Genomic DNA, 17,486 nt, shown 5'->3' on the forward strand with positions numbered 1-17,486 from the left:
ATGCGGTCGGCGAGCGTAGCGAGGTGACCGCATGAGCCCCGGGATCGCGCTGATCGTGTCGGTGGTGCTGCTGGCCCTCAACGGGTTCTTCGTCGCCGCCGAGTTCGCCCTGGTGGCCAGCAAGCGGTACCGGCTGGAACAGGTAGCCGTCGGCGGCGGCCGGGCCGCCCGGGCGGCCCTGGACGGGGTACGTGAGCTGTCGCTGATGCTGGCCGGCGCGCAGCTCGGCATCACCCTCTGCACGCTGGGGCTGGGTGCGCTGGCCGAGCCGGCGATCGAGCGGCTGCTGAGCCCGTTGCTGCACGCGGCGGGGCTGCCGACCGCGGCGAGTCACATCGTCGCGTTGGTCTTCGCCCTGAGCCTGGTCACCTTTCTGCACCTGGTGGTGGGGGAGATGGCACCGAAGTCGTGGGCGATCACCGATGCGGAGCGGTCCGCGCTGCTGCTGGCGCTGCCGTTCCGGGCGTTCGCCCGGGTGGCCCGGCCGGTGCTGTCGCTGCTGAACGCCTGGGCCAACGCGATGCTGCGACTGGTCAAGGTGACCCCGCAGGACCAGTTGGCGCAGGTGCACGGGCCGAGCGAGCTGCGCATGCTGCTGGAGCAGTCCCGCGAGCACGGGCTGCTCGGCGCGGAGCAGCACCAGATGCTGACCAGCATGCTGGAGTTGCAGCGGACCACGGTCGCCGACGTGATGGAGCCGTTCGACCGGATCGTGACGGTCCGCCGGGACGAGTCGGCGGACCGCATCGAGCAGGTCAGCCGGGAAAGCGGCAGGTCCCGGCTGGCGGTGGTCGACGGCGGCGGAGACGTCGTCGGCCTGGTCCACGTCCGGGAGGCGGTACGCGCCGTGACGACCGGCCGGGCCGCCACCGCCGGCGAGTTGATGAGCAACGCCTTCACCCTGCCCGCGGTGGCCACGGTCACCGAGGCGGTGGCGGCGATGCGGGCCCGGCAGTCCCAGCTCGCCCTGGTCCGCAACGGTGGCGGCCCCACCCGGCCGATCGGTTTCGTCGCGCTGGAGGACCTGCTGGAGGAGGTCATCGGCGAGTTCGACGACGAGACCGACCCGGTGCCCCGCGGGCGGCGGATGAGGTAGGGGAGACGGCGGTGCGGTTGACGGGGGTGTCACCGGAGTCCGGCTGGACCGGACTGGCCGTGCACACCACCGTGACCAGCCCGAGCACCCGGCCCGGTCTGCGGTTGCCGGGCCGGGTCACGCTCACCGCCGGCCCCGAAGACGTACCGGTGCGGCACATCCGGCTCGGCCTGGTCGCCCAGGCCGAGCCGGACGACCCGGGTCAGCCCCACCGCCTCGTGCAGTTCCACCAGGTTTCGATCGCCGGCTCGTTCGTGGTCCCGGCCGGTCGCCGACGGGCCGTCGACTTCGCCGTGCCGCTGCCCTGGGAGACCCCGGTGACCATCTTCGGCGGGGTGCCGCTGATGTCGCTGCGCACCGGGTTGCGTACCGAGGTCACCGTCGGCGTCGACGCGACGCAGGCCGCGATGGTGCCGGTCTTCGTACACCCGCTCCCCACCCAGCAGCACGTCCTGGCCGCCCTGGACACCCTGGGTTTCGTCATGCGTCAGGCGGGCCTGCAACAGGGCAGGCTGCCGGGGGTGGCCCAGACGCTCCCGCTGCACCAGCGGCTCGGATACTGGGTGGCACCGCTGTACGCCGGCCCGATCACCGAGCTGGAACTGATCTTCGTGACCAACTCGGCGGGGCTGGAGGTGATCCTCTGGCCCGACCGCCGGCTGGCCCTGGCCGGGGCCACCCACCAGAGCATCAGCCGGTTCCGGGTCTGGCACACCGGCGCCGAGCAGCAGGACTGGATCGCACTGGTGGACGGCTGGCTGCGGGCGACCATCAACCGGCACGCCGAGATGGCCGCGCACGCCGACTGGTCCGCCCAGCTCACCGAGTCCGCCCACGTCAGCCGCCCGCCGGACGAGCCGGTCCCGCCCGGCTACGGCCTCGGCGGCACGGGCGGCGGCACCGGTATCGGCGGCGGCGACGGCACCTGACCGGCCTCGGCTGTCGGTCTCGCCCGGCGCGGTCCCGGCCCCCGGTGCCGGGACCACGCCGGCACGTGGCGGGGCGGGGAGCGCGGCGGGGTTCAGACGGTGGCGGTGGCGAGTTTGACGCTGAATCCGATGAAGAGCGCCGCGACGCCGGTGGTGGCCCCGGCCGCCAGCCGGCGTCGCTGGCGGAACTGCGCCGCCAGGAACGTGCCAGCGAAGATCAACACGGTCAGGTAGAGCACGCTGGTCACCTGCGCGATCAGCCCGAGCACCAGGAACGACAGCGCCGGCCAGGCGTAACCCGGGTCGACGAACTGGATGAAGAACGAGACGAAGAAGAGGATCGCCTTCGGATTGAGCAGGCTGATCACCAACGCCTTGCGGAACGGGCTGCGCAACTGCGCCGGCTCGGCGGCGTCGATCAGTCGCGGCGTATCCGGGTCGTGCCGGGTCCGCCAGCGCCGCCAGGCCCCGCGCAGCATGCCCACCCCGACATACCCGAGGTACGCCGCGCCGGCGTACTTCACCACCAGAAAGATCGGCGGGTACGCCTTGAGCAGCGACGCCACCCCGGCCGCGGAGAGCACCATCAGCACCCCGTCGCCGAGGAACACCCCACTGGCCGCCCGGTAACCGGTACCCACCCCGCGTTGGGCGGCGGTGGAGAGCACGAAGAGCGAGTTGGGGCCCGGCAGCAGGATGATCGCCACGGTGCCCAGCACGTACGTCCAGAGATCGGTGATACCCAGCACGAGGACATCATGGGGTGAGCGGCATGCTGGGGCGTACCCCTTTCCGGTCGGTTGACCTGTGCCGTCGGCCACTGCCCCTCGCGTCGGCGGACCCTGCGTTTCTCGCGCCGTCGGTCTCTGTGTCTCGCCTTATCGGTTCCGGTGTCCCGCGCGTCATCGGTTCCGGTGTTCCGCGCGTCATCGGTTCCGGTGTTCCGCGCGTGATGGGTTCCGGTGTCCCGCCTCGTCCCTTCCGGCGGATCCTGCTGCGCGTAGCGGGCGGGAACGGGTAGAACAGTCGGCATGTCCGAGATCGACACCGCTCCCGGTGCCCAGCAGTTCATCCCGCCCCGCGCCGACACCCTCGACGCCCTGCGCGCCGCCGCCCGCGGCTGTCAGGGCTGTGAGCTGCACCGGGACGCCACCCAGACCGTCTTCGGCCGGGGCGACGCCAGCGCCCGGGTGGTCTTCGTCGGCGAGCAGCCCGGCGACCTGGAGGACCAGAAGGGCCTGCCGTTCGTCGGACCCGCCGGCCGGTTGCTGCGCCAGGCGGTCGACGACGCCACCCTGGACCCCGGCCAGATCTATCTCACCAACGCGGTCAAGCACTTCCGCTTCGAGTTGCGCGGCAAGCGGCGCATCCACCAGACGCCGGACCGGGTACACGTCACCGCCTGCCGACCCTGGCTGGTCGCCGAGTTCGCCCGGCTGCGCCCGGAGATCATCGTGGTGCTCGGCGCGACCGCCGCCAAGGCGCTGCTCGGCCCCACGTTCCGGGTCACCCGCCAACGGGGCGAACTGCTGCCCTGGCCGGCATCGGCCCAGCACCCGGCAGACTTCACCCGGGTACCGGTGGACTCGGCCGGGCAGGTCGCCGACGCCCCGCCGGCCCGCCTGCTGGCCACCATCCACCCGTCGGCGGTACTGCGCGCCGACGACCGGGACCAGGCGTACCAGGGACTCGTCGCCGATCTCACCGTCGCCGCCCGCGCCCTGTCCGGCGGCGGGTGACGCCCGACGTCGCCAGGGAACGTCCGTTGACCTGTCGGTGTCGGTGTCGGTGTCGGTGTCGGTGTCGGTGTCGGTGTCGGTGTCGGTGCCGGTCGCCGGCTCCCGGACCGGGCAAGCCTCGACTACCGGATCGACCTGTCCTGAGCCCGGCCGGGGACAATGCTCGATCCTTCGGAAGAAGCCCCAGTCACATATCCGTTGATGACGGCCTGGTGGCGTGCGCCTAGTGTCGGTGGCATGACGAGGAGGCTGCGCCTGGTCGGTTCGGCGGAGATCCGGGCGATGCTCGGTGGGGTGTACCGTCAGCGCGTCTACCAGATCACGAGTCACCGCAGCTTTCCCGAACCCGTCGCGCACCTTCAAATGGGCAACGTGTGGCTGACCGAGGACGTCGAGGCGTGGCTCGCTGAGCACCGCCCCGGCCTGGACGAAAGCTGACCTGTGCCGACCGGCGCAGGAGCGGGCCGCTTTCCTTCTCATCACCCGGGCTGCTGTCGACGCCTCGCGAACCCCACGGGACAGGTGGACGCAAGGTGGTCCGGCATCCAGTCACCACACCAACCCCCAACCTGCCCCGGCTCCCGACCGGTGGGTAGATCTTGGACACTTACCGTTCTATTTGGACGGTAAGTGTCCAAGATCTACCTCCGGGGACCGCCTCGGCGGTGACGGGGGGCGTGAGGTGGTGGGGGTGGATGGGAAGCAGCGGGGCATTGCGGTGACTTGTCCTGTTTTCGTACCTGCGAGGCACCTGCAACAGCCGGGGTGAACTTGGAAGGAAAACTCCCCTCCGGAGGGGCCGATTCTTTCCAAGATCTTTCGGGCCGGCCGACTCCGGCCAGGGACACGGTGACCGGGGCGAGCGATCGTCTGGCACCGGGACGGGGCGGGCAGGACGCCGCGCCGGTGGTGAGAGGGGTTCCCCGCTCTACCGTAGGCGTTAACAGGGGGCCCTTCCTTGCGGGCAAGGGGGGCGGGTGAGGATGGGATGGTGCCAGTGCTGACCACCACGGGCTTGCCCCCGCGCGTACGGCCCGACGTCGCCGGCATTCAGTGGCGTACCCTGCGGTTGCTCTTCGTCACCCAGATCATCGGCGGGATCGGCGTGACCATCGGCGTCGCCGTCGGGGCGCTGCTCGCCGCCGACCTGGCCGGTACGGCGGTGGCCGGGGTCGCCCAGAGCGCCGCGGTGGTGGGGGCCGCCCTGCTCGCCGTGCCGATCACCCGGCTCATGGTCAGCCACGGTCGCCGACCCGGCCTGGCCGTGGCCTACCTGGTAGGGGCGGCCGGCGGGGTGTTGACGGTGCTCGCGGCGGTCACCCGGTGGGTACCGTTGCTCTTCGTCGGCATGCTGCTCTTCGGCGGCGGGAGCGCGGCTAACCTTCAGGCCCGCTACGCCGCGGTGGACCTGGCCGAGCCTGCCCGGCGGGGACGGCAGCTCTCCCTGATCGTCTGGGCCACCACCATCGGCGCGGTGGCGGCACCGAACTTCGCCGCACTGACCGACGAGGCCACCGCCGGCTGGGGGCTGCCCCGGCTCTCCGGCCCGTTCGCGTTCAGCGCTGTCGCCTTCGTGCTCACCGCCGGCGTACTCCTGCTGTTCCTGCGCCCCGACCCGCTGCTCACCGCCCGCCGCCTCACCACCGCGCCCACCGATCCCGCCGCGTCCACCGGGCCTACCGCGTCCACCGATCCCCCCGCGTCCACCGGGCCTACCGATCCCTCCGTGTCCGCCGATCCCCCCGCGCCCACCGGGTCCGCGCCCGCTGATCCACCCGCGTCCGCCGATCCCGCCGATTCCACCGGGCCTGCCGATCCCGTCGCGCCCGCTGATCTTGCCGCGTCCGTCGATCCCGGCACGTCCGTCGGCGGTGGGTCCGTCGCGTCCGCCGATCCGGTCGCGCCGGCGGGCGGGCCCGTGGTGGCGAAGGTCGGGGCGGTCGTCAGCCCGGCCGCGCGGACCCGGCGCGGCGCGGGGGTGCGCACGGCCTGGTCGGTGGTACGTCACCGACCCGCCGCCCGGCTCGGCATCGCCGCGGTGGCCGTCGGTCACCTGGTGATGGTGGCGGTGATGGTGATGACCCCGGTACGCCTGCACGAGTCGCACACCGACGCCGAGGTCCTGCCGGTGGTGGGCCTGGTGCTGAGCCTGCACATCGCCGGCATGTACGCCCTCGCCCCGGTGGTCGGCTGGCTCACCGACCGGCTGGGCCGGCGCGCGGTGATCCTCGGTGGGGCCGCCACGCTGCTGGCCGCCTGCGTGGTCGCCGGCACCGCCGGACACGACACCGTCCGGCTCACCCTCGGCCTGGTCCTGCTCGGGCTGGGCTGGTCGGCGACGATGGTGGCCGGCTCCACGCTGCTGTCGGAGTCGGTGCCGACAGAGGTCCGGCCGACCGTCCAGGGGCTGTCCGACCTGACCATGGGGCTGGCCGGGGCGGGGGCCGGCGCGGCCAGCGGATTCGTCATGCAGGTGGCCGGGTACCCCACCCTGGCCCTGCTCGCGGCGGTCGCGCTCGGGCCGCTGGTGGCGCTAGCGTTGCGGCCGGCACCGCCGGCCGAGCCGGCACCGAACCGGGTGCCGGACGAGGAGGAGTGATCCGTGCGGCTGACCGACTTCTGGGACCGGCTGGAGGAGGCCTTCGGCCCGGGGTACGCGCCCAGCATCGCCGCCGACCAGGTGCTGTCGCAGCTCGGTGGGCGCACCGTCGAACAGGCCCTCGCCGCGGGTGAGCAGACCCACGTCGTGTGGCGCGCGGTCTGCGCCGCGTACCCGGACCGGGTGCCTGCCCGACTACGCTGAGCAGCGCTTTTCCTCGCTCCGCGTGTCGCTTGCCGAGTCGTACACCTGTTCGGCTATTGTCCACAGCTGGGTGCTCGTCCACAGCTCGCGGCCCGTCGGCTGGTTTTCTGTCGGACCCAGCGCCTAGCGTGTCCGCGTGACGCGAAGCTCAGGAAAGACGCCGGCGAAGGCAGGGGTGGCAACCATGGCAGCAGGGCCTGACCGGGAGAAGGCACTCGACCTTGCTCTCGCTCAGATCGACAAACAGTTCGGCAAGGGCTCGGTGATGCGGCTGGGGGAGCGGCCGGTCGTCCAGACCGCGGTCATCCCGACCGGGTCCATCGCCCTTGACGTGGCGCTCGGCGTGGGCGGTCTGCCCCGGGGCCGGGTCGTCGAGGTCTACGGCCCGGAGTCCAGCGGTAAGACCACGGTGGCGCTGCACGCGGTGGCCAACGCCCAGCGGGCCGGCGGCATCGCCGCCTTCATCGACGCCGAGCACGCGCTCGACCCGGAGTACGCCAGGGCCCTCGGCGTCGACACCGACGCGATGCTGGTCTCCCAGCCGGACACCGGCGAGCAGGCGCTGGAGATCGCGGACATGCTGATCCGCTCCGGCGCGCTCGACATCATCGTGATCGACTCGGTGGCGGCCCTGGTGCCGCGCGCCGAGATCGAGGGCGAGATGGGCGACAGCCACGTCGGCCTCCAGGCCCGGCTGATGAGCCAGGCGCTGCGGAAGATCACCGGCGTGCTCAGCAACACCGGCACCACCGCGATCTTCATCAACCAGCTCCGCGAAAAGATCGGGGTCATGTTCGGCAGCCCGGAGACCACCACCGGTGGGCGGGCGTTGAAGTTCTACGCCTCGGTCCGGCTCGACGTGCGCCGGATCGAGAGCCTCAAGGACGGCACCGACGTGGTCGGCAACCGGACCCGGGTCAAGGTCGTGAAGAACAAGGTCGCCGCGCCGTTCAAGCAGGCCGAGTTCGACATCATGTACGGCAAGGGCATCTCCCGTGAGGGCTCGCTGATCGACGTCGGCGTGGAGCAGGCGATCATCCGCAAGTCCGGTGCCTGGTACACCTACGACGGCGACCAGCTCGGGCAGGGCAAGGAGAAGGCCCGGGAGTTCATGAAGGAGAACCCGGACGTGGCCGCCGAGATCGAGAAGAAGATCCTGGAGAAGCTCGGCGTCGGCGTCGGCGCGGGTGACGCCGCCGGTGGCCCGGAGCTGCCGCCGGTCGACTTCTGATCGGCGGGTGGCGGGACGACGCGCCCGTACGGGGCGGGGCTGGGATGCCAGCCCGCCCCGTACGGGTGAGGCCACCGATGAGGCCGTCGACCCTCAGCTGAGCGGGGCGGCCGGTCCCCGGCAGCGTCGGGCTCGACGGGGCCGCGCCGAGGCGGGCAGCAGCCCCGAGGCAGGCAACGGTCAGCCGGGCGATGACCGGCGCAGCGGCGGTGGGTCGGGGCCGCCCCGGCCCGAGTCGGAGGTGGCCCGGGAGATCTGCCTGCGTCAGCTCGCGGTTCGGCCGCGTACCCGGGCGGAGCTGGCCGGGGCGTTGGCCCGGCGGGGGATCTCCGAGGAGGTCGCCGCCGAGGTGCTCGACCGGTACGACGAGGTGGGCATCATCGACGACGCCGCCTTCGCCCGCGCCTGGGTGTCGAGCCGGCACACCGGCCGGGGGCTGGCTCGCCGGGCGCTCGCCAACGAGCTGCGCCAGCGTGGCGTAGACGGCGACACCGCGAGCGAGGCGCTGGAGGAGCTGGACGAGGAGACCGAGGCCGAGACGGCCCGCGCGCTGGTCGACCGGAAGCTGCGGACCGCCCGGGGCGAGCCGGACGCGGTCTTCCGTCGGCTGGTCGGCATGCTGGCCCGCAAGGGCTATCCCGCCGGCGTGGCGATCCGTGCGGTGAAGGATGCCCTCGCCGAGCAGAGCGCGGAGGCGGCCGAGTTCGCCGACCGGATAGACGCCGATGCCCTGGCCGACGCCGAGGGCGAGCCGGATCGCTGAGCCGACGCCGAGGGCGAGCCGGATCGCTGAGCCGACGCCGAGGGCAGGCCGGATCGCGGAGCCGACGCGCTGGCCGCTGTGGAGGGCGAGCCGGAGCACTGTCCGGCGAGTCGGGTCAGGTGCCGCGGGTGACGGCGATGACTACGCTCGGAGCCGATCGGGCCGATGTGACCGGTGGGTAGGGTTAGTTATGTCTGCCCATGTCCGGATCGTCGATCAGCGGAGAGTCACTTTTCAACTTCTCTCCGTTCGGGGGGTTTGATCATGACTCCTTGACCGGAAGGCCCTCGGAGACCTAGCCTCGCCATACAGGCTCACATTGCCCGACCATGCAGGCTACGTGCACAACATAGAACGCATAACAGAACAGCATCATTTGGGTCAGCTCTCTCGGTGCTGGACGGCGTAGCCGACCAGGCCGGATCGGTGCTGACGTGACAACCGCATCCCGCCGTCGGCGCTGTCCCCGGACACCGTCGACCACGAGAAGCTACCCAAGGCCAGCCGCTCCGGTCGGGCGTCCAGGAGGCCGCAGGGGGCGTGCCCACCCGGCACGCCACCGGTGGCGTAGACGTGTTCAGGGGAGGCGGCGGCCATGGTGGTGCGGCACAGGCCCGCGGGGGCGGCATGAGCGCCTTCGACGTGGTGATCCTCGCGTCGGTGGTGCTCCTGACGCTGGTCGTGGTCGGCGCAGTGATCTTCGGGGCCCGGCTGTTGCGGGGCTTCACGGCGGCACCGGCTCCGGAGGATCCGGCGTTCATCGCCGAGAAGGACCGCCAGGAGCAGTCCCTGGCGGCGCTGCGCAGCGCCGCCGACGAGGCCAACAGCACCATCGACGTGGCGAAGTCGGCGGCTGCCGCGTCCCGGGCCGAGGCGGCAGCGGCCAAGGCGGAGGCGAAGGCGGCCCGGGCCGAGGCGCGGCGGGTGCTCGACGCCGCCCGGGTGGAGGCCGACACCGTCCTGGAACGGGCCCACAAGCAGGCCGAGGCCGACGCCGAGCAGTTGCGCTCGACCGCCCGGCGCAGCGGGGAGCGGGAGGTGGCGGTCCTGGCCTCCACCACCCGCGAGCAGGCCGCCGAGGTGGAGCGGCGGGCCGCCAGGATGGACGAGCGGGAGCGGATGCACACCGAGGAGGTGGAGCGGCTCGCCGAGCGGGAGCGGCAGCTCACCGCGGCCAGTGCGGCGTTGGCGGCGCGCGAGTCGGCGCTGGCGCAGCGGGAGGAGGCGCTGGCCGAGGCCGAGGAGCAGCGCCGCCGGGAGTTGGAGCGGATCGCCGGCCTCACCGCCGAGGCGGCCCGTACCGAACTGGTCGAGGTGATCGAGACCCAGGCCAAGCGGGAGGCGGCGATCCTGGTCCGGGAGATCGAGTCCGAGGCCCGGGGCACCGCCGAACACCGGGCCCGGCATATCGTGGTCGACGCGATCCAGCGGGTGGCCAGCGAGCAGACCGCGGAGAGCGTGGTCAGTGTGCTGCACCTGCCCGGTGACGAGATGAAGGGGCGGATCATCGGCCGGGAGGGGCGCAACATCCGCGCCTTCGAGTCGGTCACCGGGGTCAACCTGATCATCGACGACACTCCCGAGGCGGTGCTGCTCTCCTGCTTCGACCCGGTCCGTCGCGAGGTCGGCCGCCTCACCCTGGAGAAGCTGGTGCTGGACGGTCGGATCCATCCGCACCGGATCGAGGAGGTCCACGACCTGGCCCGGCACGAGGTGGACCAGCTCTGCCAACGGGCCGCCGAGGACGCCCTGGTCGAGGTGGGCATCACCGAGATCCATCCCGAGCTGGTCGCCCTGCTCGGTCGGCTGCGCTACCGGACGTCGTACGGGCAGAACGTGCTCAAGCATCTGGTGGAGACCGCGCACATCGCCGGGATCATGGCCGCCGAGCTGCGGTTGGACATACCGACGATCAAGCGGTGCGCGTTCCTGCACGACATCGGCAAGGCGCTCACCCACGAGGTGGAGGGCAGCCACGCCATCATCGGCGCCGATCTGGCCCGAAAGTACGGCGAGACCGAGGACGTCGTGCACGCTATCGAAGCGCATCACAACGAGGTGCAGCCGCAGACCATCGAGGCGGTGCTCACCCAGGCCTCGGACGCCTGCTCGGGTGGCCGGCCCGGAGCGCGGCGGGAGAGTCTGGAGGCGTACGTCAACCGGTTGGAGCGGATCGAGGAGATCGCGGCCGGCAAGCTCGGGGTGGAGAAGGTCTTCGCCATGCAGGCGGGCCGGGAGATCCGGGTGATGGTCAAGCCGGACGACGTCGACGACATCGGTGCGGCGGTGCTGGCCCGCGACGTGGCCAAGCAGATCGAGGAGGAGCTGACCTACCCGGGTCAGATCCGGGTGACGGTGGTCCGCGAGTCCCGGGTCACCGAGATCGCCCGCTGAGCCGCAACCCGAGCCCGAGCCGGAGCCCGAGCGGGAGGGGGAGCCCGAGTAGGAGCAACGCGACGGGCTGGTGAGACGACGAAGGGCTGTCCCCCTGACGGGGCAGCCCTTCCTGCCGTCCAGCTGACCGACGAACCGGCGCGGGGCGGGTACGGGTCAGCCGACCCGTTCGACCACGGCCCGCCGGATGACGAACTTGCCCGCCTCCCGGACCTGCTCGTACGCCGCGTCGTTGAGCAGCACGCAGCTGCCCGACGGGCTGGTCACGGTCACCGTGATGCTCTTGCCGTTGTCCAGGTTGGTCACCTTGAGCCGGGTGCCGACCGGGAAGGTGCCGCTGGACGCGGCCGGCCCGGCCGCCTCGTTGAACAGGGTGACGGTGGAGCCCGCGCAGACCACCTCGCCGGCCCCGGTCCCGTCGCCGGCGTCCCCGCCGCCGGTCTCGGCCGGGGGCTGCTGACCGGGGGCGGCCGCTGGCGGAGCTGCCGCGGGCGGGGTCGCCGCCGGTGGGGCCGTCGGGGCGTCCACCCGGACCTCGGCGGTGCAGCCGGCGGTGGCGCGGCGCTGTTGGAGCAGGTCCACCACTGCCTGCCGGTTGGCGATCCGGTCGGCGGAGAGGGCGTCCGGGTTGGCCCGCTGGTCGGCGATGAAGGTCAGGTTGTTGCGCAGCGCGGTGTCCAGGCCGGCGCAGTTCTCGCCGGCGTTGCCCAGCCCCGTGCCGGCGACCAACGCGCCGCCGAGCAGGGTGGCCGCCGCCGCACCCAGCAGGACCTTTCGCGTCCGACCGGTCGTTCCGCCTCGCCCGTGCATGCCTCGCTCCTCTGTTCGGATACCCGACGATGGGTACGGCGGAGAGCGCGGCACGGATCGGCTCGGGACCCCACATTCTTCCGTTGAGGTCGCGCAAGGTGGTCGGTGGAGCGCTGGCGGAGGTAGCCAACAGGTACCGGCAGCCCACCCACCCACCGTGACCCACCCACCCACCCACCGTGACTCACCTGTCGGACGTGCGGCCGATGGCTTTGGGGAGATCTGTGGTCTCCAGGGCGACCACAGATCTCCCCAAAGCCGCGGGGCCACTTGTCAGCGGCGCTGGCGTCACCAGCCGCTGAAGGCGACGAGGAAGGCGAGCCCGAGGCCACCGAGGACGACGAGGTAGCCGGCGCCGATGAAGATGGCCCGGCGGTGCCGGAGCGGGAACGGCAGGAAGCCGACCAGCGCCAGCAGCACCCCGAGCACGGCTCCGCCGAAGGGGGCGCCGAGCATCACGAGGTGGCCGAACGCGTTGCAGACCAGCAGCCCCTCGGTGCCCGACGCGCCGCAGCCGGCGGCAGCCATCGGGAGGAACATCGCCACCAGGGCCACGACGAGGGCGACCACCACCAGCAGCACCGTGGCCAGGATGGCGCCGACCGTGGCCGCCGTACCGCCCCGGCGGGGCTGCGCCGCCCGATTCGCGACGCCCTGCGGGCCGCCCGCGATCACCATGCTGTGCCTCCTGTCGTCGCCCCGGCTCCACCGGTCACCGCAGGCTCGACAGGTGACACACCACGGTCGGGGCGACGGACGTGACGCGGGCACCACGGCTCGCCGCCGCCCGCACCGCCCGGGGTGCGGGCCTGAGACTAACCGCCGTGGGGCTGCGGCGGGTCGGCCGAGGAGGTCGACAGTGTCCGCCGCTCGGCCGGCCGGCGACAACCGTCGACGCCGGGAGCTGGACGGCCGTACCGAGCAACAGATCAGGGGCCGTGCCCGCCGACTACTCGGCAGGCACGGCCCCTGTTGACGTTGAGTCCGACGCCGGCGTCGGGCCGTACACCGTCCTAGGTCTTGGAGTCCTGGCCGAGGGCGGCGGCGGCGAGGGCGGGCGGCGGTGCCGCGTCCGGGGTGTCGGCGGTCCGACGGCCCCGGGCGAGTCGGTGTTGGACGTACTGGGCCAGCTTGGACAGCGAGTAGTTGACCACGATGAACAGCACGCCGATGACGACGTAGACCTGGATCGGGTTGTCCAGCACACCGATGATCTGCTTGCCGATGTTCAGGGTCTCCTCGAAGCTGATGATGAAGCCCAGCGAGGTGTCCTTGAGCACCACCACGAGCTGGCTGATCAGCGCCGGCAGCATGATCCGGAACGCCTGCGGCAGCAGGATCAGCCGGGTGGTCTGCAGCGGCGACAGGCCGACCGCCGCGGCGGCCTCGCGCTGGCCGCCGGGCAGACCCTCCATGCCGGAGCGCAGGATCTCGGCGATGACCACCGAGTTGTAGATGGTCAGGCCGATGACCAGGTACGTCAGGGTGCTCAGCGAGATGCCGAACTCGGGGAAGCCGCGGGCGACGAAGAAGATGGTGAGCACCACCGGCAGGCCCCGGAACACCTCCACACAGATCCGGGTGATCGCCGACAGCAGCAGGCTCAGCCCGCGCAGCAGGTAGGAGACGGGCTGGGCGAAGCCGGTGAACCGTCGGGCGGCCAGGCTCTTGAGTTGGATCCGCAGGACCGCCAGGGCGGTGCCGACGACCAGGGAGGCGACGATGGCCAGTGCCGCGGCGGTCAGGGTGTTCTTGAAGCCGACCCCGATCCGGTCCCAGACCTGGGAGAAGTTCTCGTTGGAGGGGTCGATCAGCGGCCCCCACAGCTCCATCGAGAACTGGCCCTTGTCGTCCAGCGGGCGGTAGATCAGGAGGTACGCGACGGCCAGCAGCAGCACGGTGGCCACGACGCTGCCGATCAGGGTGAGCCGGCGCTGGCGGGGGCCGGGTACGTCGTACAGGACGCTCTGCTGACTCATCGGGCCACCGCCTGTCGCTTCTCGATCCGGTCGAGCAGGGCGCCGAGCGGCACGGTCATGATCAGGTATCCGATCGAGATGCCGATGGCCACCGGGATGAAGGCCTGGCCCTCGGCGGAGGTGAGCTGGTCGGCCGACTGGGACAGGTCACCGACGACGCCGAAGAAGCCGGCCAGCGCCGAGTTCTTGATCATGGCGATGATGACCGAGCCGAGCGGCACGATCGAGGCCTTCCAGGACTGCGGCAGGACGACGTACCGCAGGTTCTGGCCGAAGGTGAGGCCGAGCGACCGGGCGGCCTCGGCCTGCCCGGCGGGCACGGCGTTGACGCCCGAGCGCAGCGCCTCACAGACGAACGCGGCGGTGTAGAGCACCAGCGCGACCAGCGCGAACCGGAAGTACGGCAGGTCCGTGCCGAGTCGGCTGAACAGCGAGTCCAGCAGCGGGATGCGGAGGAAGTCCGCGTTGGAACCGAGTGCCGGCAGGCCGAAGGCGGCGAAGAACCACACGACGGTCAGGGGCAGGTTCCGGAAGATGTTGACGTAGGCGGTGCCGACCGCCCGCAGTGGTGGCACCGGGGAGATCCGCAGGATCGCCAGGACGGCACCCAGAACCAGGGCACCGACCGCGGCGAGTACGCAGATCTGGAGGGTGAGCCAGAAACCACCCGCGAAGACGTCGAACCTGTCGATGAGCACATTCACGGGCCGGACTTCCTCCCCACCCTCCAGACCAACGGATCAGATCAGTAGCGGTTCACGGCCGGGGCTTCGCCCAGCTCGGCGCCGAACTTGCCGGCGGTGTCGTCCCAGGCCTTCTTCCAGCTGCCGTCGCCGTACGCCTTCTCCAGCGTGTCGTTGATGAAGGCACGGAAGTCGGTGTCCTCCTTCTTCACCCCGATGCCGTACGGCTCCTTGGTGAAGTTTTCGCCGGCGAGCTGGAAGGCGTTCTCGTCCTTGGCGATGTAGCCGAGCAGGATGACGTTGTCGGTGGTGACGGCGTCGACCTGGCCGCCGGTGAGGGCGTCGCGGCACTTGTCGTAGGTGTCGAAGAGCACCAGCTGCGAGCCGACGTCCTTGACGTACTTCTTGATCTCCTCGGCCGGCGTGGAGCCGGTGACCGAGCAGACCTTCTTGGCGCCGTCCTTGAAGGAGTCCGGGCCGGTGATCGAGGTGTCGCCCTTCTTGACCATGATGTTCTGGCCGGCCTCGTAGTACGGCCCAGCGAAGGCGATGCGCTCCTTGCGGGTGTCGTTGATCGTGTACGTCGCCGCGACCAGGTCGACGGTGCCGTTGACGATCACGTCCTCGCGGACCTTGGAGGGGGCCTCGACCCACTCGATCTTGTCCTCGGGGATGCCGAGTTCCTTGACGATGATCTTCGCAACCTCGACGTCGAAGCCCTCCGGGTCACCGGAGAGGCCCTTCTGACCGAAGCCGGGCTGGTCGAACTTGGTGCCGATCTTGATGGCCTGGGCCTTGTTCAGCCGCTCCATCGTGCTACCGGCGGCGAACGACTTGCTGCCCGCGCCGGTACCCTCCTCGGCATCGTCGCCGCCACATGCGGCCATTCCCAGCGCCAGGGTGGCTGCCGCCGCGAGCGCCGCAACGCGCTTGATACGCATACACTTCTCCTTCTCGACAGAGCCCACCGGGGGCGGCGCGCTCCACAACAGACACAACTAGTGCGTCAGGATCTTCGACAGGAAGTCCTTGGCCCGCTCGCTGCGGGGGTTGGCGAAGAACTCGTTCGGCTCGGCGTCCTCTACGAGCCGGCCGTCGGCCATGAAGATGACCCGGTTCGCCGCGTGCCGGGCGAAGCCCATCTCGTGGGTGACCACGACCATGGTCATGCCCTCCCGGGCCAGCGAGGTCATCACGTCCAGCACCTCGCCGACCATCTCCGGGTCCAGCGCGCTGGTCGGCTCGTCGAAGAGCATCGCCTTGGGCTGCATGGCCAACGCCCGGGCGATCGCCGCCCGCTGCTGCTGGCCACCGGAGAGCTGGGCGGGGAACTTGTCGGCCTGGTTGGCGATGCCTACCCGGTCGAGAAGGGCCAGACCCCGCTCGCGGGCGGCGGCCGGCTTCTCCTTGCGGACCTTGATCGGACCGAGGGTGACGTTCTCCAGGATGGTCTTGTGCGCGAAGAGGTTGAACGACTGGAAGACCATGCCGACCTCGCTGCGCAGTTTCGCCAGCGCCTTGCCCTCGGCGGGCAGCGGCTGCCCGTCGAAGGTGATGGTGCCCGAGTCGATCGGCTCCAGCCGGTTGATCGCCCGGCACAGGGTCGACTTGCCGGAGCCGGAGGGGCCGATCACGACCACCACCTCGCCCCGGCCGACCGAGAGCGCGACGTCCTGCAGCACGTGCAGCGGCCCGAAGTGCTTGTTGACCCCGTCCAGCACGATGAGCGGTTCGCCCGTCGTCACGTCGTTCACCGTCCTGTCGTCACGCCGATCCGGGGTCGGATGAACCCCCGGTGCGGCAACTGTAGGCGGGGTGACGTGGCGCAACGCAACTCAGATGGTCACGAGGGTGTAACACCGGTCCGTAACCGTGTCGGGAATCCGAATTACCGTCGCCGAAGGGCCGGTTCCGGGCCGCCGTAAGGCCTTTCGGTGGCGAGGGACACCCGGCCGGGGAGATCATGGCCGGATGACCGAACCGGTACGACTGACCCGGTACGCCCGCGGCGGCGGCTGCGCCTGCAAGATCCCTCCCGGAGAGCTGGAGGCGATGGTGGCCGGTCTCGGCCCGCCCAGCGGCACCGCCGAACTGCTGGTCGGCCTGGACCACGGCGACGACGCGGCGGTGGTCCGCCTCGACGCACGCACCGGCCTGGTCAGCACCGCCGACTTCTTCACCCCGGTGGTGGACGATCCGTACGACTGGGGACGGATCGCCGCGGCGAACGCGCTGTCGGACGTCTACGCGATGGGCGGCACCCCGCTGCTCGCGCTCAACCTGCTCTGCTGGCCGCGTGAGCTGCTGCCGGTGGAGCTGGCCGCCGAGGTGCTGCGCGGCGGGCAGGACGTGGCCCGGCTGGCCGGTTGCCACCTGGCCGGCGGGCACAGCGTCGACGACGACGGACCCAAGTACGGCCTGGCGGTGACCGGGACGGTCCGCCCCGAGGAGCTGATCACCCTGGACGCCGGGCGGGCGGGGGTGCCGCTGTCGTTGACCAAGCCGCTCGGGGTGGGGGTGCTCAACACCCGGCACAAGGCCACCGGTGAGGTCTTCCCGGAGGCGGTCGCCACGATGAGCACCCTGAACCGGGACGCGGCGCGGGCGGCGGTGGACGCCGGGATCCGCTGCGGCACCGACGTGACCGGTTTCGGGCTGTTGGGGCACGCCGCGAAGCTGGCCCGGGCCAGCCGGCTGACGGTCGCCATCGACGTGGCCCGGGTGCCGTACCTGTCCGGGGCGGCCGAGGCGCTGCGTGACGGGTACGTCAGCGGCGGCACCCGGCGCAACCTGGAGTGGGTGACCCCCTGGACCGACGTGGGGCCGACCGACGAGGCCCAGCGGCTGCTGCTGGCCGACGCCCAGACCTCGGGCGGGCTGCTGGTCGCCGGGGAACTGCCCGGCGCACCCGTGGTGGGCGAGCTGCTGCCCCGCGGCGAACACCTGCTGGTGCTGCGCTGAGCCGCACGCCACCGGAGCCGATAAACTGTCATCTTCCGGTCACTCACTGGAAGGGCTCCGATGGAAATTTTGCCCATAATGGTCACAGACCGGTAACT

The 17,486-nt window shown here is 71.4% G+C and carries 18 protein-coding genes; 10 read left to right on the forward strand and 8 right to left on the reverse strand.

What is annotated here, in order from left to right; translation table 11 throughout:
- Window positions 1-31 precede the first annotated feature (31 nt).
- Complete coding sequence (locus ACN28G_RS04765) at window positions 32-1,096, forward strand: hemolysin family protein (RefSeq protein WP_091435603.1); 1,065 nt, start codon at window positions 32-34, stop codon at window positions 1,094-1,096.
- A gap of 11 nt (window positions 1,097-1,107) precedes the next feature.
- Window positions 1,108-2,025 (forward strand): sporulation protein, encoded by a 918-nt coding sequence (locus ACN28G_RS04770; protein ID WP_091435604.1) that lies wholly within the window; start codon window positions 1,108-1,110, stop codon window positions 2,023-2,025.
- A 92-nt stretch (window positions 2,026-2,117) separates the two neighbouring features.
- Here the strand turns inward: ACN28G_RS04770 and leuE are convergent, their stop codons facing one another.
- Window positions 2,118-2,774, reverse strand: coding sequence for a leucine efflux protein LeuE (leuE, locus tag ACN28G_RS04775; protein WP_175440476.1), 657 nt, complete (start codon window positions 2,772-2,774; stop codon window positions 2,118-2,120).
- 282 nt (window positions 2,775-3,056) lie between these two features.
- Here leuE and ACN28G_RS04780 point away from each other — a divergent pair, with 282 nt between their 5' ends.
- The 6 genes from ACN28G_RS04780 to ACN28G_RS04805 all read left to right on the forward strand — a co-directional run bounded on the left by ACN28G_RS04780 (window position 3,057) and on the right by ACN28G_RS04805 (window position 8,561).
- Window positions 3,057-3,764 carry a UdgX family uracil-DNA binding protein gene (locus tag ACN28G_RS04780; RefSeq protein ID WP_091435606.1) on the forward strand — a complete coding sequence of 236 codons (708 nt, stop codon included), beginning with the start codon at window positions 3,057-3,059 and terminating at the stop codon, window positions 3,762-3,764.
- Between the two features lie 237 nt (window positions 3,765-4,001).
- The gene (locus ACN28G_RS04785) at window positions 4,002-4,202 is read left to right on the forward strand and encodes a DNA-binding protein (RefSeq protein WP_421478512.1); all 201 of its coding nucleotides are present in this window, start codon (window positions 4,002-4,004) and stop codon (window positions 4,200-4,202) included.
- A gap of 550 nt (window positions 4,203-4,752) precedes the next feature.
- On the forward strand, window positions 4,753-6,363 hold the full coding sequence (locus ACN28G_RS04790; protein WP_421478513.1) for an MFS transporter: 1,611 nt from the start codon (window positions 4,753-4,755) through the stop codon (window positions 6,361-6,363).
- Between the two features lie 3 nt (window positions 6,364-6,366).
- Window positions 6,367-6,567, forward strand: a complete 201-nt coding sequence (locus tag ACN28G_RS04795) for a DUF3046 domain-containing protein (protein WP_091435609.1) — start codon at window positions 6,367-6,369, stop codon at window positions 6,565-6,567.
- 184 nt (window positions 6,568-6,751) lie between these two features.
- Window positions 6,752-7,798, forward strand: a complete 1,047-nt coding sequence (recA, locus tag ACN28G_RS04800; RefSeq protein WP_091435610.1) for a recombinase RecA — start codon at window positions 6,752-6,754, stop codon at window positions 7,796-7,798.
- Between the two features lie 7 nt (window positions 7,799-7,805).
- Window positions 7,806-8,561, forward strand: a complete 756-nt coding sequence (locus ACN28G_RS04805; protein WP_091435611.1) for a regulatory protein RecX — start codon at window positions 7,806-7,808, stop codon at window positions 8,559-8,561.
- 381 nt (window positions 8,562-8,942) lie between these two features.
- Here ACN28G_RS04805 and ACN28G_RS04810 read toward each other — a convergent pair whose 3' ends face one another.
- A complete protein-coding gene (locus ACN28G_RS04810; RefSeq protein ID WP_091435612.1) occupies window positions 8,943-9,158 on the reverse strand; it encodes a hypothetical protein in 216 nt (71 codons plus the stop codon).
- 30 nt (window positions 9,159-9,188) lie between these two features.
- On the opposite strand from ACN28G_RS04810, the gene rny reads away from it, so the two are divergent.
- Window positions 9,189-10,955, forward strand: coding sequence for a ribonuclease Y (gene rny, locus ACN28G_RS04815; RefSeq protein WP_091435613.1), 1,767 nt, complete (start codon window positions 9,189-9,191; stop codon window positions 10,953-10,955).
- Window positions 10,956-11,111: 156 nt separating this feature from the next.
- Here the strand turns inward: rny and ACN28G_RS04820 are convergent, their stop codons facing one another.
- The 6 genes from ACN28G_RS04820 to ACN28G_RS04845 all read right to left on the reverse strand — a co-directional run bounded on the left by ACN28G_RS04820 (window position 11,112) and on the right by ACN28G_RS04845 (window position 16,181).
- Window positions 11,112-11,765: a hypothetical protein gene (locus ACN28G_RS04820; RefSeq protein WP_421478515.1), complete on the reverse strand. Its 654-nt coding sequence runs from the start codon at window positions 11,763-11,765 to the stop codon at window positions 11,112-11,114.
- A 288-nt stretch (window positions 11,766-12,053) separates the two neighbouring features.
- The gene (locus ACN28G_RS04825; protein WP_421478516.1) at window positions 12,054-12,443 is read right to left on the reverse strand and encodes a hypothetical protein; all 390 of its coding nucleotides are present in this window, start codon (window positions 12,441-12,443) and stop codon (window positions 12,054-12,056) included.
- 335 nt (window positions 12,444-12,778) lie between these two features.
- A complete protein-coding gene (locus ACN28G_RS04830; protein WP_421478517.1) occupies window positions 12,779-13,744 on the reverse strand; it encodes an amino acid ABC transporter permease in 966 nt (321 codons plus the stop codon).
- Window positions 13,741-14,448, reverse strand: coding sequence for an amino acid ABC transporter permease (locus ACN28G_RS04835; RefSeq protein ID WP_091435618.1), 708 nt, complete (start codon window positions 14,446-14,448; stop codon window positions 13,741-13,743). The genes ACN28G_RS04830 and ACN28G_RS04835 overlap by 4 nt, the downstream gene beginning before the upstream one ends.
- A gap of 41 nt (window positions 14,449-14,489) precedes the next feature.
- Window positions 14,490-15,368: a glutamate ABC transporter substrate-binding protein gene (locus ACN28G_RS04840; RefSeq protein WP_091435619.1), complete on the reverse strand. Its 879-nt coding sequence runs from the start codon at window positions 15,366-15,368 to the stop codon at window positions 14,490-14,492.
- Window positions 15,369-15,425: 57 nt separating this feature from the next.
- A complete protein-coding gene (locus tag ACN28G_RS04845; protein ID WP_091435620.1) occupies window positions 15,426-16,181 on the reverse strand; it encodes an amino acid ABC transporter ATP-binding protein in 756 nt (251 codons plus the stop codon).
- Between the two features lie 217 nt (window positions 16,182-16,398).
- Between ACN28G_RS04845 and selD the strand changes: the two genes are divergently transcribed.
- Window positions 16,399-17,388 (forward strand): selenide, water dikinase SelD, encoded by a 990-nt coding sequence (selD, locus tag ACN28G_RS04850; RefSeq protein ID WP_091435621.1) that lies wholly within the window; start codon window positions 16,399-16,401, stop codon window positions 17,386-17,388.
- The last annotated feature ends 98 nt before the right edge of the window (window positions 17,389-17,486 follow it).

The sequence above is a fragment of the Micromonospora sp. WMMA1923 genome (assembly GCF_049179195.1).
Lineage (GTDB): Bacteria > Actinomycetota > Actinomycetes > Mycobacteriales > Micromonosporaceae > Micromonospora > Micromonospora yangpuensis.

Bases quoted from the DNA above. Each gene is read 5' to 3' on its own strand.
- ACN28G_RS04825 (WP_421478516.1), bottom strand. From the start codon at position 12,443: ATGGTGATCGCGGGCGGCCCGCAGGGCGTCGCGAATCGGGCGGCGCAG.
- ACN28G_RS04780 (WP_091435606.1), top strand. From the start codon at position 3,057: ATGTCCGAGATCGACACCGCTCCCGGTGCCCAGCAGTTCATCCCGCCC.
- ACN28G_RS04790 (WP_421478513.1), top strand. From the start codon at position 4,753: ATGGTGCCAGTGCTGACCACCACGGGCTTGCCCCCGCGCGTACGGCCC.
- ACN28G_RS04785 (WP_421478512.1), top strand. From the start codon at position 4,002: ATGACGAGGAGGCTGCGCCTGGTCGGTTCGGCGGAGATCCGGGCGATG.
- ACN28G_RS04820 (WP_421478515.1), bottom strand. From the start codon at position 11,765: ATGCACGGGCGAGGCGGAACGACCGGTCGGACGCGAAAGGTCCTGCTG.
- ACN28G_RS04810 (WP_091435612.1), bottom strand. From the start codon at position 9,158: ATGGCCGCCGCCTCCCCTGAACACGTCTACGCCACCGGTGGCGTGCCG.
- ACN28G_RS04840 (WP_091435619.1), bottom strand. From the start codon at position 15,368: ATGCGTATCAAGCGCGTTGCGGCGCTCGCGGCGGCAGCCACCCTGGCG.
- rny (WP_091435613.1), top strand. From the start codon at position 9,189: ATGAGCGCCTTCGACGTGGTGATCCTCGCGTCGGTGGTGCTCCTGACG.
- recA (WP_091435610.1), top strand. From the start codon at position 6,752: ATGGCAGCAGGGCCTGACCGGGAGAAGGCACTCGACCTTGCTCTCGCT.
- ACN28G_RS04765 (WP_091435603.1), top strand. From the start codon at position 32: ATGAGCCCCGGGATCGCGCTGATCGTGTCGGTGGTGCTGCTGGCCCTC.
- selD (WP_091435621.1), top strand. From the start codon at position 16,399: ATGACCGAACCGGTACGACTGACCCGGTACGCCCGCGGCGGCGGCTGC.
- ACN28G_RS04830 (WP_421478517.1), bottom strand. From the start codon at position 13,744: ATGAGTCAGCAGAGCGTCCTGTACGACGTACCCGGCCCCCGCCAGCGC.